Raw genomic sequence first — 17,078 nt, 5'->3', positions numbered from 1 at the left:
GCAGGTATGGATCTTCTCGTCGTCGGGTCGGGCTTCTTCGGCCTCACCATCGCGGAGCGCGCAGCAGAAGCGGGCCGCAAAGTCACCGTCATCGATCGTCGTCACCACATCGGCGGCAACGCCTACAGCGAGGCGGAGTCCGAGACCGGGATCGAGGTCCACCGCTACGGTGCGCACCTCTTCCACACCTCGAACCCGACGGTGTGGGAGTACGTGAACCGCTTCACGACCTTCACCAACTACGTGCACCGGGTGTACACGACGCACAAGGGCACCGTGTTCCCGATGCCGGTGAACCTCGGCACGATCAACCAGTTCTTCCAGTCCGCGTACACCCCCGACCAGGCGCGCGCGCTGGTCAAGGAGCAGGCGGGGGAGTTCGACGCCAAGACGGCGGCGAACTTCGAGGAGAAGGGCATCGCGCTCGTCGGACGCCCGCTTTTCGAGGCGTTCTTCCGCGACTACACCGCGAAGCAGTGGCAGACCGATCCCCACAAGCTCTCCGGTGACATCATCAGCCGCCTCCCGGTGCGCTACACCTACGACAACCGGTACTTCAACGACACCTGGGAGGGTCTGCCGACCGACGGCTACACCGCGTGGATCGAGCGGATGGCGGATCACCCGAACATCGAGGTGAAGCTGAACGTCGACTACTTCGACGACTCGCAGCCCCTGAGCAAGAAGGCCACGGTCGGTCAGGTGCCCGTCGTCTACACGGGGCCCGTCGATCGCTACTTCGACTACGCGGAGGGCGCGCTCAGCTGGCGCACGCTCGACTTCGAGCAGGAGGTGCTGAACGTCGGCGACTTCCAGGGCACGCCGGTCATGAACTACCCCGACATGGATGTGCCCTACACGCGCATCCACGAGTTCAAGCACTTCCACCCGGAGCGGAAAGACGTCTTCGCGCAGGACAAGACGGTCATCATGCGCGAGTTCTCGCGCTTCGCGAACCGCGAGGACGAGCCGTACTACCCGGTGAACACGCCGACCGACCGGGAAGGTCTGCTGGCGTACCGCGAACTGGCCAAGGGCGAGCAGGACGTGCACTTCGGCGGACGCCTCGGCACGTACCAGTACCTCGACATGCACATGGCCATCGGCTCGGCGCTGTCGCTCTGGAACAACACTCTCTCCTAGACTCGACATCGTGAGTCACGCTGCTGTCGGGGCGCCCGGGACGCCCCGGCGCTATCTGCATTCGTTGTGGCTGCTGTCGGCCCGCGACCTCAAGGTCCGGTACGCGACGAGCTCCCTCGGCTACCTCTGGTCCGTCCTCGATCCGCTCGTGATGAGCGCGATCTACTGGTTCGTCTTCACTCAGGTCTTCCACCGCACCGTCGGTGAGGATCCCTACATCGTGTTCCTCATCGTGGCGCTCCTGCCCTGGGTGTGGTTCAACACCTCGGTGTCCGACTTCACGAGGGCGTTCAAGAAGGACTCGCGCCTGGTGCGGTCGACGGCCATCCCGCGGTCCATCTGGGTGAACCGCATCGTGCTGAGCAAGGGGATCGAGTTCCTCTTCTCGATTCCCGTGCTCGTGCTCTTCGCGGTGTTCAGCGGGGCGACCGTCAACTGGATGCTGCTGTGGTTCCCCGTCGCGATGCTCATGCAGATCACGCTGCTCGTCGGCCTCGGCCTGCTGGTGGCTCCGCTCTGCGTGCTCTACGCCGACCTCGAGCGCACGACGGCGCTGATCCTGCGCGCGCTCTTCTACGCCTCGCCCGTGATCTACAGCTTCCAGGACCTGCCGGCGCCGTTCGACACCATCGGCGCCTTCAATCCGCTGGCGGGCATCTTCACCCTCTACCGGGTCGGGTTCTTCCCGGAGCTCTGGCAGACGACTCCCGTCGTGATCAGTGCCGTCATGTGCATCGTCATCCTCGCCCTGGGCATCTGGACGTTCCGGAGCCTCGAACGTCCCGTGCTGAAGGAGCTGTGATGTCCGCGGCCATCGAAGTCCAGGGTCTCGGCGTCCACTTCCGACGGAACCGTCGAGGACGGCGCAGCTTCAAGGATCTCTTCTCCGGCGCGTCGCGGCGCTCGCGTCCCGGGGAGTTCTGGGCCCTGCGCGACGTGTCGTTCACGGTGCAGCCGGGGGAGTCGATCGGCGTGGTCGGGCGTAACGGCCAGGGCAAGTCGACGCTCCTCCGTCTCGTCGCCAAGGTCCTCCTGCCCGACACGGGAACGGTCACGGTCAACGGGGGAGTCGCTCCGCTGATCGAGATCACCGGCGGCTTCGTCGGCGACCTCACCGTGCGCGAGAACGTGCGGCTCACGGCAGGACTGCACGGGATGTCGCGTGAGGAGGTCTCCCGCCGGTACGACGGCATCATCGCCTTCGCCGAGCTGGCCGGGTTCGAGGAGACTCCCTACAAGCACCTCTCCAACGGCATGAAGGTGCGCCTGGCGTTCTCGGTGGTCTCGCAGCTCGACGAGCCGATCCTCCTGGTCGACGAGGTGCTCGCGGTGGGAGACAAGGCCTTCCGCGAGAAGTGCTACACGCGCATCGACGAGTTGCTCGCCGAGGGGCGCACGCTGTTCTTCGTGAGCCACAACGAGCGCGACCTCCGCCGTTTCTGTACTCGGGGTCTCTACCTCGACAAGGGCGAGCTCGTGCTCGACGCGCCGATCGCCGACGTGCTGGCGCGGTACAACGCCGACTACAACTCCTGACCGTCGACGACCGGGCTCAGAGTCCGACGAGGGCGCGCAGGTCCTGCACGGCCGCACGAGCGGCGTCGATCGTCTCGGCGGGAGCGGCGCCGGCGGACAGGGCTGACTGGAGGTCCGCCAGCCTCTGCGAGTACACCGAGAGTCCGTCGCGCCATCCGTCGGCGATCGACGACGGCGGCTGTGCGTCCGACAGGCGCTGCACGTCCTGCTGCAGCGTCTCGACGACCGGAAGCGCGTCGGGGCCGTTGGCTCCGGTGATGATGTCGAGCCCGCGAGGAGCATCGTTGAGCCAACCGCTGACCTGTCCACGGAAGACCTCGACCGTCGGGTCGCTCGCCGGCGGAGGATCCACGATCGGTGTCTGCGACGGCGCGGGTGTGGCGGAAGGCGTCGGTGTCGGCGTCGGCGTCGCGCTCGGTGAGGCCGACGGCGTGGCTGACGGGCTCGCACCGGGCGCGGGGCCATCACCCCGCGGAAGGAACAGGAACAGCAGCACGCCCACGATCGCGAGAGCAGCGACCGACAGGCCGACGATCAGCCAGATCCGGCCGGTGCGCTTCGGCGGCGCGGGGAGAGGGGCCCACCGCAGTTCCGGCTGCTGCTCGTCCGTCATCATGCCTCCAGGGGTTCCATGGGCTGCCAGGTGCGGTCGCGACCGGCCTTGCCGCCGTCACGGATGCCGCGGAAGAGGTTGCTCGTGCCGCGCACCGTCCGCTCGACGAAGACGAGCCGGATCAGCTCCTTGGCGAATGTCGCCGCGGTGCCCAGCCCGAACAGGACCGGGTTGTAGACGCCGTGCACACGGTAATACTGCTTGATGAACCCGCGATTGCGCATGATGTAGTAGCGATACGCGTTGCTCGACGCGTTCATGTGGCGGATGCCCATGTCCCACTGCTTGATCTCGCGCGTGCGTCGCAGGACGAACTCGTCCACGATGACGGCGGTGGTCCGGCGCGAGGCGAGCCACCCGTACATCTGGTCATCCCAGTAGATGAAGAACCTCGGGTCGGGGAGGCCGATCTGCGTGACGATCGAGCGGTGGATGAACATGCCCTCGAAGCATCCGCTGTTCATCTCCTTGTAGCCGGACGCGTCGAATCCGGACGGCGCGAACGGGATCGGGATCCCCATGCGCTCCGCGATGCGGTACTGCCAGTAGAACTCGCTGCCGTCGTAGTCGATGCGGCGGCCCTGGATGCTCTTGAACCGCGGCGCCCACTTGCCCATCTTGGCGAGGCCGTCGGTCAGGACCTCGACGTCGTCGTCCATCATCCAGATCCATTCGGATCCGAGCTCGTACGCCGTGCGCATGCCCTCGCTGAAGCCACCGGATCCGCCGGTGTTGGTGTCCAGGCGACGGTAGACGATCTCGGTGCCGATCCCCTCGCGGAAGGAGTCCACGACGGCGGTGGTGTCGTCGGCGGACGCGTTGTCGATGATCACGACATGTCCGGGCTTCGGGTCCATCGCGGTGATGCTCGTGAGCAGGCCCGAGAGGAGGTGAGAACGGTTGAAGGTGACGATGACGATCGTCGCGGCCGTGGGGTCGAATGCAGCGGGCGCCGCGGTCATGCCTTCTCCTCGAAGATCTGCTGCCAGGACTGGGGCGAGACGAGCTCGGGGAGAGCCTCGCGATACTGTTTCTGCAACTGGGGCCACCGTCGACGGAGCTCGGCGTGCAGTCGGACGCTCTCGCGCAGCATGCGGCGGTACTGTCCGCGGTCGCGCGTGTAGATGTTCTTGCCGGATCCGTCCGCCGCGCTCACGAGGGCGCTGTCGAACGACGGGACACGCCACCACCGGGCGTCTTCCTTGCCGAACTCGACCTCGGGCTGCGTCAGGTTCGCGGGGTGAGGCCGGTGGAGCCAGTGGGAGACCAGCGTGCGCATCGTGAACACGCGCAACCGGATCCCCTTCGGGTTGTCCAGATCGTTGTTCGACAGCTGCTGGAACACGCGGCGGCCGCGGCGAGAGTGCAGGACCCTGGCCGGATCGCGGTGCACGACCGTCTCCGGGAACTCGGCGGCGAGCGCCCGCGCGGCGGGCATGGCCGTCGCCAGGTTGCCTCGCATGTGGTCGGGCCCGGACAGGATGTCCCGTAGAGCGCGGGCGCGCAGCGCCACGGGGTAGTACTGCATCATCATCAGGTGCTTGAGGTCGACGCGCCTGCTGTGCTTCAGGAGCGCCCCTCCGCGCGGGGCGCCGGAGTGCAGGAGTCCGGCGACGATCCGGTTGCGGGCGTGGAAGTACGCCTGCCAGTCGATCGTGTCGTCCTTGTTGACCCAGGAGACGTGCCAGAGCGCGACGCCCGGCATCGACACCGTCGGGAACCCGGCCTCGCCGGCGCGCAGGCAGAATTCGGCGTCGTCCCACTTGATGAAGGCGGGGAGGGCCAGGCCCACTTCCCGGATCACGTCGAGGGGGATCAGGCACATCCACCAGCCGTTGTAGTCGGCGTCCATCCGGATGTGGAGCAGCGTCGACTGGCGCAGGTTCGACACGCCGAAGTCGTGCGGCATCTTCTCCTGGTACAGATTGCGCCACATGAACGGGTCTTCGTCGACGACCTCGGCCCAGCCGTGGAGCTTGGGGCGGTCGAGCAGGTCGAACATGTGCCCGCCGACGAGCACCGGCGTGGTCGCGTACTGACCGAACACGATCGAGCGGCGCAGCGACTCGGGCTCGAGGCGCACGTCGTCGTCCAGCAGCTGCACGAAGTCGCTCTCCGGGCGCTGCAGCGTCTCGTGCATGGCACGGGCGAATCCGCCGGAGCCGCCGAGGTTCTCCTGGCGGATGACCTGCAGCGTCTCACCGAGGCTCTCGGCGACCTCGTCGAAGCCGTCCTGCTCGGAGACGAGCTGCGAGCCCTGGTCGACCAGGAAGATGCGATCGACGAACTCCAGAGCGTCCGGAGAGGCCGCGAGGGCGCGCAGCGTCTCGACGCAGTAGTCCGGCTTGTTGTACGTGGTGATGCCGAGCGACGCCTTGCCCGAGCGCGCGGGCTCCTGCTCGGTCGTCCACTCCGCGCCTTCGAGCACCGCCGGCTTCTCGTCGGCGACGATGTCGAACCAGATCCAGCCGCCGTCGCTGTATTGCGTGAGCTCGAGATCGAAGGTCGTCGTCGCCTCCCCGGTCACCTCGCGGGTCGCGACCCGCTGGCGGATGCCGGAGCCGTTGGAGCGATAGACGAGGATCGTCGCGGGTCCCGTCGTGCGGACGGTGAGCCGGACCTCTCTGACGCTGGTCCAGTGCTGCCAGTAGGACGCGGGGAAGGCGTTGAAGTACGTGCCGAGCGACACGCGCCGCCCGGCGACGATGCGCGCACGGTGGCGGCCGAGGATGTTGCCGAGGTGCGCCCGGTTCGACACGCGCACGGGCTCGTTCTCGATGACCGACCAGGTCTCGGGGTCGGCGTAGAGGGGAAGCAGATCGGGGTCGCGATCAAGTGGGAAGACGACGTTCTGAAGGACGTGGGCCACTGGGTAGTTCTCCGATGTTGGTGCCGCAGACCGCTGTGGCGGGACAGCGCGCGACTCGATGAGCAGTGAGTAGCCTACCGTCCGTCTCCTTCGGATCTGCGGAGAGTCCGCGCCACGACCCGACCGTGCTGCTGGCTAGACTGAGCGCGATGAAGGTATTGATCACCGGCGGCGCCGGCTACATCGGGTCCACTGTCGCGACGGCATGCATCGAGGCCGGTAATGAGGTCGTCATCCTCGACGATCTCTCCAAGGGCCTCCGCGCCTTCGGCGACGGCCGCAACCTCTACGTCGGCGACATCGCGGATGCGGCGCTGCTCGATCAGCTGCTCTCCGACCATCCCGACATCGACGCGGTCGTGCACTGCGCGGCCCGTGCCGTCGTCCCGGAGTCGGTCGCCGATCCACTCGGCTACTACGACTCCAACGTCGGCAAGACGGTGCTCCTGCTCCAGCGCCTTCGCGATGCGGGCATCGCGCGCATCGTCTTCAGCTCCTCCGCCTCCGTCTACGCGGGCGAGAGCGGCGAAGGCGTCGACGAGAACGGTGTGCTCGCGCCGTCCAGCCCCTATGCGACGACGAAGGCGATGGTCGAGCAGATCCTGCACGACGCGGCCGCCGCCGGCGACTTCCGTGCGATCGCGCTCCGCTACTTCAACCCCATCGGCGCCGACCCGCAGCTGCGCACCGGGCAGCAGAATCCCGCGCCCTCGCACGCGCTGGGCAAGATCATGCAGGCGCATGCCGCCGGCGAGCCGTTCACCATCACCGGCACCGACTGGGCGACGCGCGACGGCTCGGGTCTGCGGGACTACATCCACGTCTGGGACCTCGCACTCGCGCACGTCGCGGCGGTGCAGAGGTTCGACGAGGTCGCGACCGCGGACGAGCCGTATCAGGTCATCAATCTCGGCACCGGCGACGGCGTCACGGTGCGCGAACTGGTCGCCGCCTTCGAACGCGTGACCGGCGAGCCGCTCGCGGTCGTCGAGACGGGGCGCCGTCCCGGGGATCAGGCCGGCGCCTTCGCGATCGTCGATCGTGCCGAGCAGGTCCTCGACTGGCATGCGGAGCGCTCCGTCGACGACGGCGTGCGCGACGCCATCGCCTGGGCCGAGAAGCTCGGCGCTCTGCGCTGAGCCGGGCTCACCCCGGCCGCGTCACGCCTGCGGGCGGAGCGTCGGAATCGAGCTGGTGTGCGCCGCGTCGATGTTCTCGCGCCAGGACCGGGACTGACCAGCGCGCAGCGCGCAGAGCACGAGCATGAACCACCCGGCGCCGACGATCGTGAAGCTCTCGAACATCGAGTCGACCGCGAGTGTGACCAGGGTGATCGGCGTCCACGCGTAGACGACGGACCGCCGCACGCTGGCGACCAGCCAGGAGCGCACCAGTGCCACCCCGCCGAGCAGCAGGAAGAGCACGAGACCGACGGCTCCCAGTTGCAGGAGCACGTCGAAGAACCCGTTCAGCGCGCTCTGATGACGGTCGTCCAGTTGGAAGTTGATGTACGTGAACGGGTACTCGCCCCGCGCCCAGTCCCCGAACCATCCCCAGCCCTGGATCGGCTTGACGGCGACGAAGTCGAGGATCGTGTTCCAGAGCGAGGCGCGGATCGAGAAGTCGGAGCCGGCATCGAGGAGCGCGATGATCTGATGGCGCAGCGCGAACGCCACGACGAGCGCGAGAGCGACGAGGATGCCCAGCATCCACTGCACGAGATTGCGTCGTTCCGGCGACGCGTGTCGCACGATCGTCAGCGCGACCGTCACGATGCCGACGGCGACGGCGAGCACCAGCACGGTCGGGGAGGACGAGAGGAAGGCCAGGGATCCGGCCAGGGCGACGGACGTCACGGCGAGCGGCGGGTTGACCGACTGGGTGCGCCACTCGATCACGAAGGTGATCAGTGCGATGACCGCGATGAACCCCAGCATGTTGCGGCTGCCGAAGAGACCCTGGATCGGGCCGCCCGCGGCGAGATTCCCCTGGATTCCGAGGAACGCGAACGGGACGTCGAGCAGGATCCCGGACAGGATCTCGATGCCGAGCGAGATGGCCAGCAGCGCGCGCAGCGTGTCGCCGATCGCGCGGACGGTCTGCAGCGTGTCGCGGATGTGACCGACCGTGATCGCCAGGAAGGCGAATCCGAACAGGGACAGCCAGCCGAACACCGTGTCGGAGCGGTCGGTCGTCCAGACCAGGCTCACCAATGCCCAGCAGAGGAACGCGAAGAGCGAGGAGGGCGCGATGCGCAACGGCGACAGCTCCTCGCGGCGGACCCAGAGGATCGCCCCGCCGAGAAGGCAGAGGGCCGTGATGACGGCGGCCAGAGTGACCGGCGACGTCATCTGTCCGATCGCGAACGATCCGAAGACCGCCGTCAGAGCGGCGAGCGTGAACGCCCTCGCCATCTCGACGGACCCGAGAAGGCGCACGATCGGGCGCATCGGCGTCACGGCACCCGCCGCTGGCGCGCGCCGCGTTCGAAGAGGAGATCGCGTTCGCCGACGCCCACCAGGGGGACCGACTTGAGCTTGAACGAGAGCAGCACCAGCAGCATCCAGCCCCAGAGCATGATCGGCGTGGACTCGGAGAGCCCCTGAACGAGGAGGACGATCGTGAAGAGGCTCGGGAGCAGGGTGAGCGGGGAGAACGGACGCGCGGCCTCGAGGTCCCAGCGCGGGCGATCGACGGCGAAGAACCAGGAGCGCCAGAGCAGGCTCACGTAGGCCAGCGCCATGAGGACGACGCCGAGGACACCGAGCTGGAGCAGCACGTCGAGCCACATGTTGTGCGCGTGGAAGACGGTGATGCCGTGGTCGATGATCCAGCCGTCGAACGCGGGGTCCGTGGGGATCCAGGGACTGGAGAAGCCGTTGCCGAAGAGCGGATGCTCGCCGGCGCGCTCGAGCACCTTGGACCAGATCAGGTCGGAGCGCCCCGTGAGGTCGGAGCTGCGGCCGAGCAGCGCGAGCAGGGGCGCACGGACCAGCCACACCGCCGCCGCGACCAGGGCGGTGCCGCCGATCGCGATCACGTAGACGCGGGTGCGCGCTCCGGGAGTGCTTGCGCGGCGCATGATCAGCGCGACCGCGAGGACGACGGCGGCTGCCGCGGCGCAGACGAGCGCGGTGGCGGACGACGTGCGGAACAGGAAATAGGCGGCCAGCAGCGCCCACATCGCGAGCGTGGTGCGCCAGCGTGCGCGTGCCGCGAAGAGCACGCCGAAGGTGATGATCGCGAAGAGCGAGATGATCGCCAGCAGGTTGGCGTTGCCGACGATGCCCTGGATGCGACCGCCGTCGAACAGGTTGTCGCGCACCCAGTACCACTGCGGGTCGAGCTCGCCGTCCGGCAGCGTCGCGAAGTTGGGCAGCAGCGGGCCGTGGATGACAAGTGAGACCCAGAGCTCGAGCGCCAAGGAGAGTCCCAGGATCCACTTGAACGCGGACGACAGCGCTCGGACGATCTCGTGCCAGGTCAGGACGTGCGCGATGAACAGGCCGTTGACGGTGACGGCGGCGAGCAGCACCCAGGTGAGGAGGGTCGGCCCGCGCCACTGCGACCAGGCGACGGAGACGAGCGCGAGGGTGGTGTATCCGAGCGCCGACCACGGCAGCCGCCGCCAGCGGAACGGCTGCGGTCGGTTCCGCGCGAGCATCGGGATGCCGATCGCGAGCGTGGCGAGGGTGAAGACCACGAGGACGATCCCGGCGCCGATCATCCCGAGCAGGTTGTAGACGGCCGAGTGCGCGAATGTCACGAAGAGCACGAGGATCACGTAGGCGCGCAGCAGGAGGTGCCCCGTCGACTCGCGCTCCGGCGCGGTGGGCGGGGGCGCCACGGGATGCTTGGTGTACTGAGCCATCGCGTTCAGGCTACCGCGCCGCGCTTCGTGCGTCGCTGAGCGCCGCCGTGCGGCTCTACGCTGGGATCCATGCTGCTCAGCCTCACGAACGCGCCCCGTGACTACGCCTGGGGATCCGACTCCCTGCTCGCCGAGCTCGAGGGCCGTGTCCCCTCGGGCGCACCCGAGGCCGAGGTCTGGTTCGGCGACCATCCGAGTGACCCGGCGGACGTCGAGGGCGGCGGCACCCTCGACCAGATCACGGGGGGCACGCTACCGTACCTGCTCAAGCTGCTCGCGGCCGGCACGCCGCTGTCGATCCAGGTGCACCCGACGATCGCGCAGGCGCGTGAGGGCTGGGCGCGGGAGAGCGGTCTCGCGGACGACGATCCGCGACGCAACTACCGCGATGACAATCACAAGCCGGAGCTCATCGTGGCGCTCAGCGAGACCTTCGAGTCGCTCAGCGGCCTGCGTCCGGTGGCGAGAACCCTCGCTCTGCTCGACACTCTGGGCGACAGTGCGGGTGTGGCGGCGCTGCGTGCGCGGCTGAGCGGCGATGGCGATGTCCTCCGCACGGTGATCGGGTGGCTGCTCGGAGGCGAGGCGCAGAGCGAGGTCGATGACATCATCGCGGCGGTGCGCACCGCCGCAGCGGGCACGGGTGCAATCGCAGGGGAGTGGAGCACCACGATCCGGGCGATCGCCGGCGTGGCCGCGAACTACCCGGCGGATCCCGGAGTGGTCGTCGCCCTGCTGATGAACCATGTCGTCCTGCGCCGCGGCGAAGGAGTCTTCCTGCGCGCCGGCCTGCTGCATGCCTACCTCTCGGGGCTCGGGGTCGAGATCATGGCCGCGAGCGACAACGTGCTCCGCGGCGGTCTCACCCCCAAGCGCATCGACGTGCCCGAGCTGCTGTCGATCCTCGACACCTCCTCCGGAGAGGTGCCGGTGCTGCGTCCGTCCGGAGACGGCGCCGTCACGGCCTATCCGGTGCCGATCCCCGACTTCGCCCTCGAGCGGGTCTCCCTCACCGGTGCGCCCCTGACGTGGGACGTCACGGGGCCGACGATGGTGCTGGCGACCGCGGGCGACGTGGCCGTCTCCTCCGCCGCGGGAGAGGTTCGACGAGTGCCCGTCGGCGCAGTGGTCTTCGCCACGCCCGACGAGGGCGCGGTGACGCTGTCCGGAGCCGGCGAGGTGTTCCTCGCGTCGCCCGGGCGCGACACGCCGACGAACACTCAAGAACTTTAAAGAACCGCTTGAGGGTTTACGATCCGCGACTTGACCGGAGCGAATGACACGGGTGTAATTAGGTACGAGCACGGCCCGCCGGGGGGCGGAGACAGGGTTGGAGATCGAGATGACGGGATACCGTTCCGACGTACCGGAGAACTGGTTCGTCGATCCGATCAACCTCGGAGTGCCGGGGGTTCGGAAGCCGAACGCCGAAGACGACAACGCCCTCGCCTGGCAGAGCGACGCTCTCTGCTCGCAGACCGATCCCGAAGCCTTCTTCCCGGAGAAGGGCGGATCGACACGAGACGCGAAGCGCATCTGCACCACGTGCGATGTCCGCGGCGAATGCCTCGAATACGCGCTCAACAACGATGAGCGCTTCGGGATCTGGGGCGGACTCTCCGAGCGCGAGCGCCGGAAGCTCAAGCGCCGCGCGACCTGATCGCCTTCCGCTTCGCGGGCGCGCCGCGTCCACTGCCCGGGAGGCGCGGATCGCGCGCTTAGGCTGACCACGTCATGCCAGCCCGAGTTCACGCCATCATCGTCGCGCGCCCCGGATCTTCTGCCCGCGCGCAACTCCTCCGCACTCTCGACGCCGTGCGGTCTCAGACGACACCTCCGGCCGCCGTGACCCTCGTCATGTGCGGTGACGCGACGACCGCGCGCGAGAGCGAGACGGTCGCCGGCACCGTGGAGGGCATCATCGAGGCCCGCGCGACGACGTCGTTCGCCGAGGCGGTGGAGCTCGCACGCCCCCGCGTCCTCGAGGGAACCGCGATCTGGCTCCTCGCCCAGGACACGGCGCCCCATCCGCGCGCCCTCGAAAGGCTCAGCGGGATGCTGGAGCGCTCGCCGTCGGCGGTGATCGTCGCTCCGAAGCTGGTCGCGACCGACAACGAGCGTGAGATCGTCTCCCTGGGCGTGACGATGACCACGCTCGGCCGTTCGGTCGAGCTGGCGGCGGGGGAGCTCGACCAGGGTCAGCACGACGGCATGGACGATGCGCTCGGATCCGACATCCGCGGGATCCTCATCCGCGGGGAGGTCCGCGACGCGCTGCGTCCGGATCCGGCTCTCGCCGGGGCCGACGAGGGGCTCGATCTCGGCGTGCGCGCCCGGCTCGGCGGCGGTCGCGTCGTGGTCGCACCGACCGCGCGCATCTCCGCTTCTCCGGACGGCCCCGCGGCGCTCCCTTCCGGCCGCTCGCGTCGCGCCTACGTCCGACGGCTCGCGCAGCTGCATCGCCGTCTCGCGTACGCCCCGGCGCCCGTCGTGCCGCTGCACTGGCTGGCGCTCCTCCCGCTCGCACTCTGGCGATCGATCACGCACCTCATCGGCAAGCGTCCGGAATCGGTCATCCCCGAGTGGGCCGCCGCACTCACCGCGATGCTGCGCGTCAACGCCGTCGCGCGCTCGCGCGCCCGCATCCGTTCCTTCCGTTCGTCCACCTGGGCGAGCATCGCACCGCTGCGGGTCACCTCGTCGCAGTTGCGTCGCCGGCTCGACGACGGACACGGCAGCGAAGGCGGCGCGGTCAGCGAGCTGCGCTTCTTCTCCGGCGGTGGCGCGTGGGCCGTGCTGGCCGCCCTGGTCCTGAGCATCGCCTCGTTCACGACGGTGCTGGCGTGGCCGACGGTCGGCGGCGGTGCACTGCTCCCGCTGCGCGACACGGTCTCCGCGCTGTGGAGCGATGCGGCGTGGGGCCTCCGCGGTGTCGGCATCGACCTCGTCGGTCCCGCCGACCCGTTCGCCGCCGTCGTCGCGGTCCTCGGCACGCTCTGGCCCGCCGGCCCGTCGTTCACGCTGGTGCTGCTCTGGATCCTCGCGCTCCCGCTTGCCGTTCTCGGCGGATGGTTCGCCGCCACACGCGTCACCGACCGCGCCGGACTCCGGATCTTCGCGGGCGTGGCGTGGGCGATGGCACCGACCTTCCTGACGGCGCTCGTCGACGGGCGGCCGAGTGCCGTCCTCGTTCATCTCCTGCTCCCGTGGCTCTTCCATGCGGCCGCCGTCGCCCACCGGTCCTGGGGGGCCGCAGGCGCCGCATCGCTCCTGCTCGCCGCGGTCGTCGCGTGCGCACCGTCGCTGGCACCGGCCCTGGCGCTGCTCTGGATCATCGCGATCGGCATCGCCCTTGCGACGGCGCAGTTCCGCGGCGCGGGTCGGCAGCTCTGGCTCCCGCTTCCGACGGCGCTCCTGTTCGCGCCGCTCGTCTTCTGGCAGCTCGCGCACGGCTCGCCGCTCGCTCTGCTCGGCGATCCCGGCTTCCTCTGGGCGGGCCCGCAGGCGACCGCCGACGCGGCAGGCCGCCTCGCGATCGCGACCGGGTTCCCGACGAACGACTTCGCGGGATGGACGATCTTCGCTCCGGCCGTGATCGGCACCTGGGCACCGCTCCTCTGCGCCCCCATCGCCCTGCTCGCCCTCGCCGCGGCGGTCGCCCCGCGCTGGCGCGCCGGTATCACGCTCCTCGTGGTGACGCTGGCGGGTCTCGCGACCGCGTTCCTCGCGGTCGGCATCACGGTCGGCTTCACGCAGGGCAATCCGGTCGCGATCTGGCCGGGCTCGGGCCTGAGCCTCGCATGGATCGGCGTCGTGGGAGCGGCGCTCGTCACTCTCGACACCGCGCTCACCCTCCCGCGGCTTCGCCTGATCGCCACCTCCGTCGCGGCGGTCGCGCTCGTGGTCTGCGCGGTGCCCGCCCTCACTGCTTTCCATCTGGAACGCTCGGCGCTCACCAATGGTCCGGTCTCGACCCTCCCGGCCTATGTCGCGGCGCAGGCCGCCGGAGATCAGCAGATCGCCACGCTCGTCCTCACACCCCAGGACGACGGCGGTCTCGCCGTCGACGTCGCCTGGGGAGCGAGTGAGACTCTCGGAGCCCAGTCGACCATGATGACGACGGCTGTCGAACCCCAGGGGGCCGACATCACCGCTCTCGCGGTCGACCTGCTCTCGGCGCGTGACTTCGACGCTCCGGGCGAGCTCGCGGAGCAGGGCATCAGCTACGTGCTGCTCGCCCAGCTCCCCGGGGGGCAGAGCGACAAGGCGCGTGCCCTGGGGACCACGGCTGTCACCTCGATCGATCAGCGTCCGGGGTTCGTCCACGCCGGCACCACCGAACGCGGCGTGCTGTGGCGGTTGGAGGCCGACGCGGACGCGCCGGAGGCGCTGACACAGGCACAGCAGGGCACCGCGCGTCTGGTGATCACTCTGCAGCTCGTGTTCGTCTTCGCTGCCTTGCTGCTGTCGGTCCCGACGCGCGCGTCGCGACGGGCCGCCCGTGCACAGTCCCGCATCGTCGGCCGGGTTCCGGAGGAGCCGCTCGTGCTGCCGAGGCACGCCGAGGATCGCGAGGACGAGGATGCCGTCGGCGGCGTCGCCGAGGCGACGGTCCCCACAATCGCGACGGGCGAGACCGAGGACGCGATCTCCGACGACCCGCTCGTCGGCGTGGACGCGCCGGATGACGAGCCCCTGCCGGATGATGACGCGCCGGTTGACGAGCCCCTGCCGGATGATGACGAGCCCCTGCCGGATGATGACGCGCCGGCCGTTGATGAGTCGCCGTCCGACGACGCGCCGCTGCCGGACGACGAGCCGCCCGCAGACGACGAGCCGTCCTCAGACGATCAGGCGCCGTCGGCTGGTGCGGCCGAGGAGGACAACCGATGAACGGCACACGCGCTTTCCGAGTCGCCGCCACCAGCGCCCGCGTCATCACCGGGGTCGCGGTCGCCGTCGCGTGCGCGGTCGGTGTCGTCGCCGCCATCCATGCGCCGTGGCCCGAGATCAGTCACGACCCGGCGCAGGTCCAGGTCACGCCGCTGCCCGGCGACACGGTCCTCGTCTGCAACGGCGATCTGCGCGCCCTCGGGCGGGATTCGTCCGCGCCCCTGGACATGCGCTCCGCCGCCTCGCCGACCCTCACCGAGGGCGGCACGTCGGGGAGACCGTCCAGCACGACACTCGAGAGCCCTGACCTGACCGATGCCGGAGACGTCCGCGTGCTCACCGGCGCGGTCGAAGGACGCACAGCGCCGCTGATTGCCGCGACGGAATCCGTGACGATCGCGGAGGACGACCTCGCCGGGTTCGCCGCCCTGGCCTGCGGCGAGCCGCGCCTGGAGTCCTGGCTGGTCGGCGGGAGCGTCGGCACCGGCACCGAGGACATCGTGATCCTGGCCAACGCCGGAAAGGTCCCGACGACGGTCACACTGTCCGTCTACGGCACGACGCGCAGCGCGCGCACCGTGGTCGTGCCGGCCGGCACGCAGCTCGCTCTTCCCCTCGCGTCGATCGCGGCAGGGAACGAGGCCCCCATCGTCAAGGTGAACGCATCGGGAGCGCCGGTGCGTGCGGTCCTGCAGTCCTCGCTCGTGCGCGTGCTCGACCCCGCGGGGATCGACCTCCAGGACGCGGTGGCCGGTGCGCAGAAGAACGTGGTGTTCGCCGGAGTGCAGGCATTCCCCGTCGAGGGCGATGAAGCGGACATGACCGTCATGCGGCTGCTCTCGCCGGAAGCGGACGGGGAGGCGCGCATCGTCGTGCGGGCGACCGGATCGCGCGAGGTGGCGAACGAGTTCACCGTCCCGCTCTCCTCCGCGACCCCCGCGGAGGTCTCGCTGAGCGGACTCGAGCCGGGCACGTACTCGGTCGAGGTGGAGGCCGACGTCCCGGTGGTGGCCGCGGTGCGTCAGCAGGACGGCGCCGGCCTGGATTCCGACTTCGCCTGGGTGACGCCGGCTCCCGAGCTCGATGCCGACGTCCTGGTCGCCGTCCCGCGGGGCCCGACCGCGCAGCTGCAGCTGACGAACACCGCGGATGAGGATGCCACGGTGTCGCTCGCACCCGCCGAGGGCGGCGACGGCGAGGAGATCATCGTCCCCGCGGGGCAGTCGGTGAGCGCCGACGTGGAGCCGGGGACGAGCTATCTGCTTCGCCCTTCGGCCACCGTGCATGCCGCCGTCACCATGACGGCACCCGGCGCTCTCGCGGTGCTCCCGATTCAGGCCGGTGCCGGAGCCGAGCAGTCGATCACCGTCTACCCCTGATCCGGAGGGGCGTCCCCGAAGGGCGCTGGATCAGTGGTCGTGGCCGAGATCCCAGGGCTCACGCCCGACGTACTCGGCCGCAGCGCGGAACACGGCGCTCTCGATCGCCATCCGGCGATGCGCCGCGTCATCGTGCCCCGGCGGCAGGAGACGCTCGATCGGCAGGCGGAACAGCACGATCCGACTGTTCTCGCGGTCGAGGTACCAGCGCGGCACCTCGTCGGTCGCGTCGAACGCCGGGATCGCGCCGATCTCGAATCGGACCTCCTGCAGCTCCGGCCAGGTGCCGCGGAGGAACTCGACGGCGGTGCCCACCGTCAGGTCGAACCGGTCGAGTCGGCCGTCGAGGGGAGCGAGAGGAGGTCGGACGACCTCGCTGCGCCCGAGGCGCCCGTGGCGTCCGTGCCGCGCGCCGCGCCGAGGGGCTGCAGAGGTGCGGGCGGAACGGCGGCGGGGCATGACGAAAGTCTAGGCGGTGCGCGTGTGCGCGGCGCGGCATCCGCGGGCCCGCGCCGTGGCGCCGTACTGTTGCGGTGATGGACGGACGACTCTGCTCGAAGGTCGGCTGCGCGCGAGAAGCGGTGGCCACGCTCACCTACGATTACGGCGACCAGATGGCCGCTCTGGGACCGCTCGGCGCGCCGAACGATCCGCAGGCTCACGATCTGTGCTCGCCTCATGCGGATCGCATGTCGGTTCCGTCGGGCTGGATCGTCGTGCGGCACGAGGCGCTTCGCGCCTGATCGCATCCCGGCGACACGCGGCCGAGGTCGC

At 69.5% G+C, this 17,078-nt stretch carries 15 protein-coding genes; 9 read left to right on the top strand and 6 right to left on the bottom strand.

Annotated features, from left to right (window positions below; all coding sequences use genetic code 11):
* Positions 1-6 precede the first annotated feature (6 nt).
* From glf to ABD648_RS04870, 3 genes are read left to right on the top strand one after another with little or no spacing between them, the layout of a single operon-like run.
* Positions 7-1,143, top strand: a complete 1,137-nt coding sequence (glf, locus tag ABD648_RS04880; RefSeq protein ID WP_282213854.1) for a UDP-galactopyranose mutase — start codon at positions 7-9, stop codon at positions 1,141-1,143.
* A gap of 10 nt (positions 1,144-1,153) precedes the next feature.
* Positions 1,154-1,945 carry an ABC transporter permease gene (locus tag ABD648_RS04875; RefSeq protein ID WP_282213853.1) on the top strand — a complete coding sequence of 264 codons (792 nt, stop codon included), beginning with the start codon at positions 1,154-1,156 and terminating at the stop codon, positions 1,943-1,945.
* Positions 1,945-2,679: an ABC transporter ATP-binding protein gene (locus tag ABD648_RS04870; RefSeq protein WP_282213852.1), complete on the top strand. Its 735-nt coding sequence runs from the start codon at positions 1,945-1,947 to the stop codon at positions 2,677-2,679. The genes ABD648_RS04875 and ABD648_RS04870 overlap by 1 nt, the downstream gene beginning before the upstream one ends.
* Before the next feature lie 16 nt (positions 2,680-2,695).
* On the opposite strand, the gene ABD648_RS04865 is transcribed toward ABD648_RS04870, so the two are convergent.
* Genes ABD648_RS04865 through ABD648_RS04855 form a run of 3 tightly spaced genes read right to left on the bottom strand, consistent with a single transcriptional unit; the run spans position 2,696 to position 6,161 of the window.
* Positions 2,696-3,295: a hypothetical protein gene (locus ABD648_RS04865; RefSeq protein ID WP_344708466.1), complete on the bottom strand. Its 600-nt coding sequence runs from the start codon at positions 3,293-3,295 to the stop codon at positions 2,696-2,698.
* Positions 3,292-4,254 carry a glycosyltransferase gene (locus ABD648_RS04860; protein ID WP_282213850.1) on the bottom strand — a complete coding sequence of 321 codons (963 nt, stop codon included), beginning with the start codon at positions 4,252-4,254 and terminating at the stop codon, positions 3,292-3,294. The genes ABD648_RS04865 and ABD648_RS04860 overlap by 4 nt, the downstream gene beginning before the upstream one ends.
* Positions 4,251-6,161, bottom strand: coding sequence for a glycosyltransferase (locus tag ABD648_RS04855; RefSeq protein WP_282213849.1), 1,911 nt, complete (start codon positions 6,159-6,161; stop codon positions 4,251-4,253). The genes ABD648_RS04860 and ABD648_RS04855 overlap by 4 nt, the downstream gene beginning before the upstream one ends.
* Positions 6,162-6,310: 149 nt before the next feature.
* On the opposite strand from ABD648_RS04855, the gene galE reads away from it, so the two are divergent.
* Positions 6,311-7,300 carry a UDP-glucose 4-epimerase GalE gene (galE, locus tag ABD648_RS04850; RefSeq protein ID WP_282213848.1) on the top strand — a complete coding sequence of 330 codons (990 nt, stop codon included), beginning with the start codon at positions 6,311-6,313 and terminating at the stop codon, positions 7,298-7,300.
* Positions 7,301-7,321: 21 nt separating this feature from the next.
* Here the strand turns inward: galE and ABD648_RS04845 are convergent, their stop codons facing one another.
* Positions 7,322-8,611 carry an O-antigen ligase family protein gene (locus tag ABD648_RS04845; protein WP_282217504.1) on the bottom strand — a complete coding sequence of 430 codons (1,290 nt, stop codon included), beginning with the start codon at positions 8,609-8,611 and terminating at the stop codon, positions 7,322-7,324.
* Between the two features lie 5 nt (positions 8,612-8,616).
* Entirely contained in the window at positions 8,617-10,032 is a 1,416-nt protein-coding gene (locus ABD648_RS04840) for an O-antigen ligase family protein (RefSeq protein WP_282213847.1), read from the bottom strand.
* Positions 10,033-10,101: 69 nt separating this feature from the next.
* Here ABD648_RS04840 and manA point away from each other — a divergent pair, with 69 nt between their 5' ends.
* From manA to ABD648_RS04820, 4 genes are all read left to right on the top strand, one after another.
* Entirely contained in the window at positions 10,102-11,265 is a 1,164-nt protein-coding gene (manA, locus tag ABD648_RS04835; RefSeq protein ID WP_282213846.1) for a mannose-6-phosphate isomerase, class I, read from the top strand.
* Between the two features lie 109 nt (positions 11,266-11,374).
* The gene (locus ABD648_RS04830) at positions 11,375-11,692 is read left to right on the top strand and encodes a WhiB family transcriptional regulator (protein WP_282213845.1); all 318 of its coding nucleotides are present in this window, start codon (positions 11,375-11,377) and stop codon (positions 11,690-11,692) included.
* A 74-nt stretch (positions 11,693-11,766) separates the two neighbouring features.
* Positions 11,767-14,925 carry a glycosyltransferase gene (locus ABD648_RS04825; RefSeq protein WP_282213844.1) on the top strand — a complete coding sequence of 1,053 codons (3,159 nt, stop codon included), beginning with the start codon at positions 11,767-11,769 and terminating at the stop codon, positions 14,923-14,925.
* Positions 14,922-16,304 (top strand): DUF5719 family protein, encoded by a 1,383-nt coding sequence (locus ABD648_RS04820; protein ID WP_282213843.1) that lies wholly within the window; start codon positions 14,922-14,924, stop codon positions 16,302-16,304. The genes ABD648_RS04825 and ABD648_RS04820 overlap by 4 nt, the downstream gene beginning before the upstream one ends.
* Before the next feature lie 30 nt (positions 16,305-16,334).
* Here the strand turns inward: ABD648_RS04820 and ABD648_RS04815 are convergent, their stop codons facing one another.
* Positions 16,335-16,763, bottom strand: coding sequence for a hypothetical protein (locus ABD648_RS04815; RefSeq protein WP_282213842.1), 429 nt, complete (start codon positions 16,761-16,763; stop codon positions 16,335-16,337).
* A 77-nt stretch (positions 16,764-16,840) separates the two neighbouring features.
* Here ABD648_RS04815 and ABD648_RS04810 point away from each other — a divergent pair, with 77 nt between their 5' ends.
* Complete coding sequence (locus ABD648_RS04810) at positions 16,841-17,047, top strand: DUF3499 family protein (RefSeq protein WP_136055126.1); 207 nt, start codon at positions 16,841-16,843, stop codon at positions 17,045-17,047.
* Positions 17,048-17,078 lie beyond the last annotated feature (31 nt).

This window comes from Microbacterium luteolum (assembly GCF_039533965.1).
Lineage (GTDB): Bacteria > Actinomycetota > Actinomycetes > Actinomycetales > Microbacteriaceae > Microbacterium > Microbacterium luteolum.
This window is presented reverse-complemented; position numbering and strand designations above follow the sequence as displayed.

What these genes read in the sequence shown, in the direction of transcription:
- ABD648_RS04865 (WP_344708466.1), bottom strand. Translation starts at nt 3,295, where the DNA reads ATGATGACGGACGAGCAGCAGCCGGAACTGCGGTGGGCCCCTCTCCCC.
- ABD648_RS04840 (WP_282213847.1), bottom strand. Translation starts at nt 10,032, where the DNA reads ATGGCTCAGTACACCAAGCATCCCGTGGCGCCCCCGCCCACCGCGCCG.
- galE (WP_282213848.1), top strand. Translation starts at nt 6,311, where the DNA reads ATGAAGGTATTGATCACCGGCGGCGCCGGCTACATCGGGTCCACTGTC.
- glf (WP_282213854.1), top strand. Translation starts at nt 7, where the DNA reads ATGGATCTTCTCGTCGTCGGGTCGGGCTTCTTCGGCCTCACCATCGCG.
- ABD648_RS04825 (WP_282213844.1), top strand. Translation starts at nt 11,767, where the DNA reads ATGCCAGCCCGAGTTCACGCCATCATCGTCGCGCGCCCCGGATCTTCT.
- ABD648_RS04870 (WP_282213852.1), top strand. Translation starts at nt 1,945, where the DNA reads ATGTCCGCGGCCATCGAAGTCCAGGGTCTCGGCGTCCACTTCCGACGG.
- ABD648_RS04845 (WP_282217504.1), bottom strand. Translation starts at nt 8,611, where the DNA reads ATGCGCCCGATCGTGCGCCTTCTCGGGTCCGTCGAGATGGCGAGGGCG.
- ABD648_RS04830 (WP_282213845.1), top strand. Translation starts at nt 11,375, where the DNA reads ATGACGGGATACCGTTCCGACGTACCGGAGAACTGGTTCGTCGATCCG.
- ABD648_RS04860 (WP_282213850.1), bottom strand. Translation starts at nt 4,254, where the DNA reads ATGACCGCGGCGCCCGCTGCATTCGACCCCACGGCCGCGACGATCGTC.
- manA (WP_282213846.1), top strand. Translation starts at nt 10,102, where the DNA reads ATGCTGCTCAGCCTCACGAACGCGCCCCGTGACTACGCCTGGGGATCC.
- ABD648_RS04810 (WP_136055126.1), top strand. Translation starts at nt 16,841, where the DNA reads ATGGACGGACGACTCTGCTCGAAGGTCGGCTGCGCGCGAGAAGCGGTG.
- ABD648_RS04815 (WP_282213842.1), bottom strand. Translation starts at nt 16,763, where the DNA reads ATGCCCCGCCGCCGTTCCGCCCGCACCTCTGCAGCCCCTCGGCGCGGC.
- ABD648_RS04820 (WP_282213843.1), top strand. Translation starts at nt 14,922, where the DNA reads ATGAACGGCACACGCGCTTTCCGAGTCGCCGCCACCAGCGCCCGCGTC.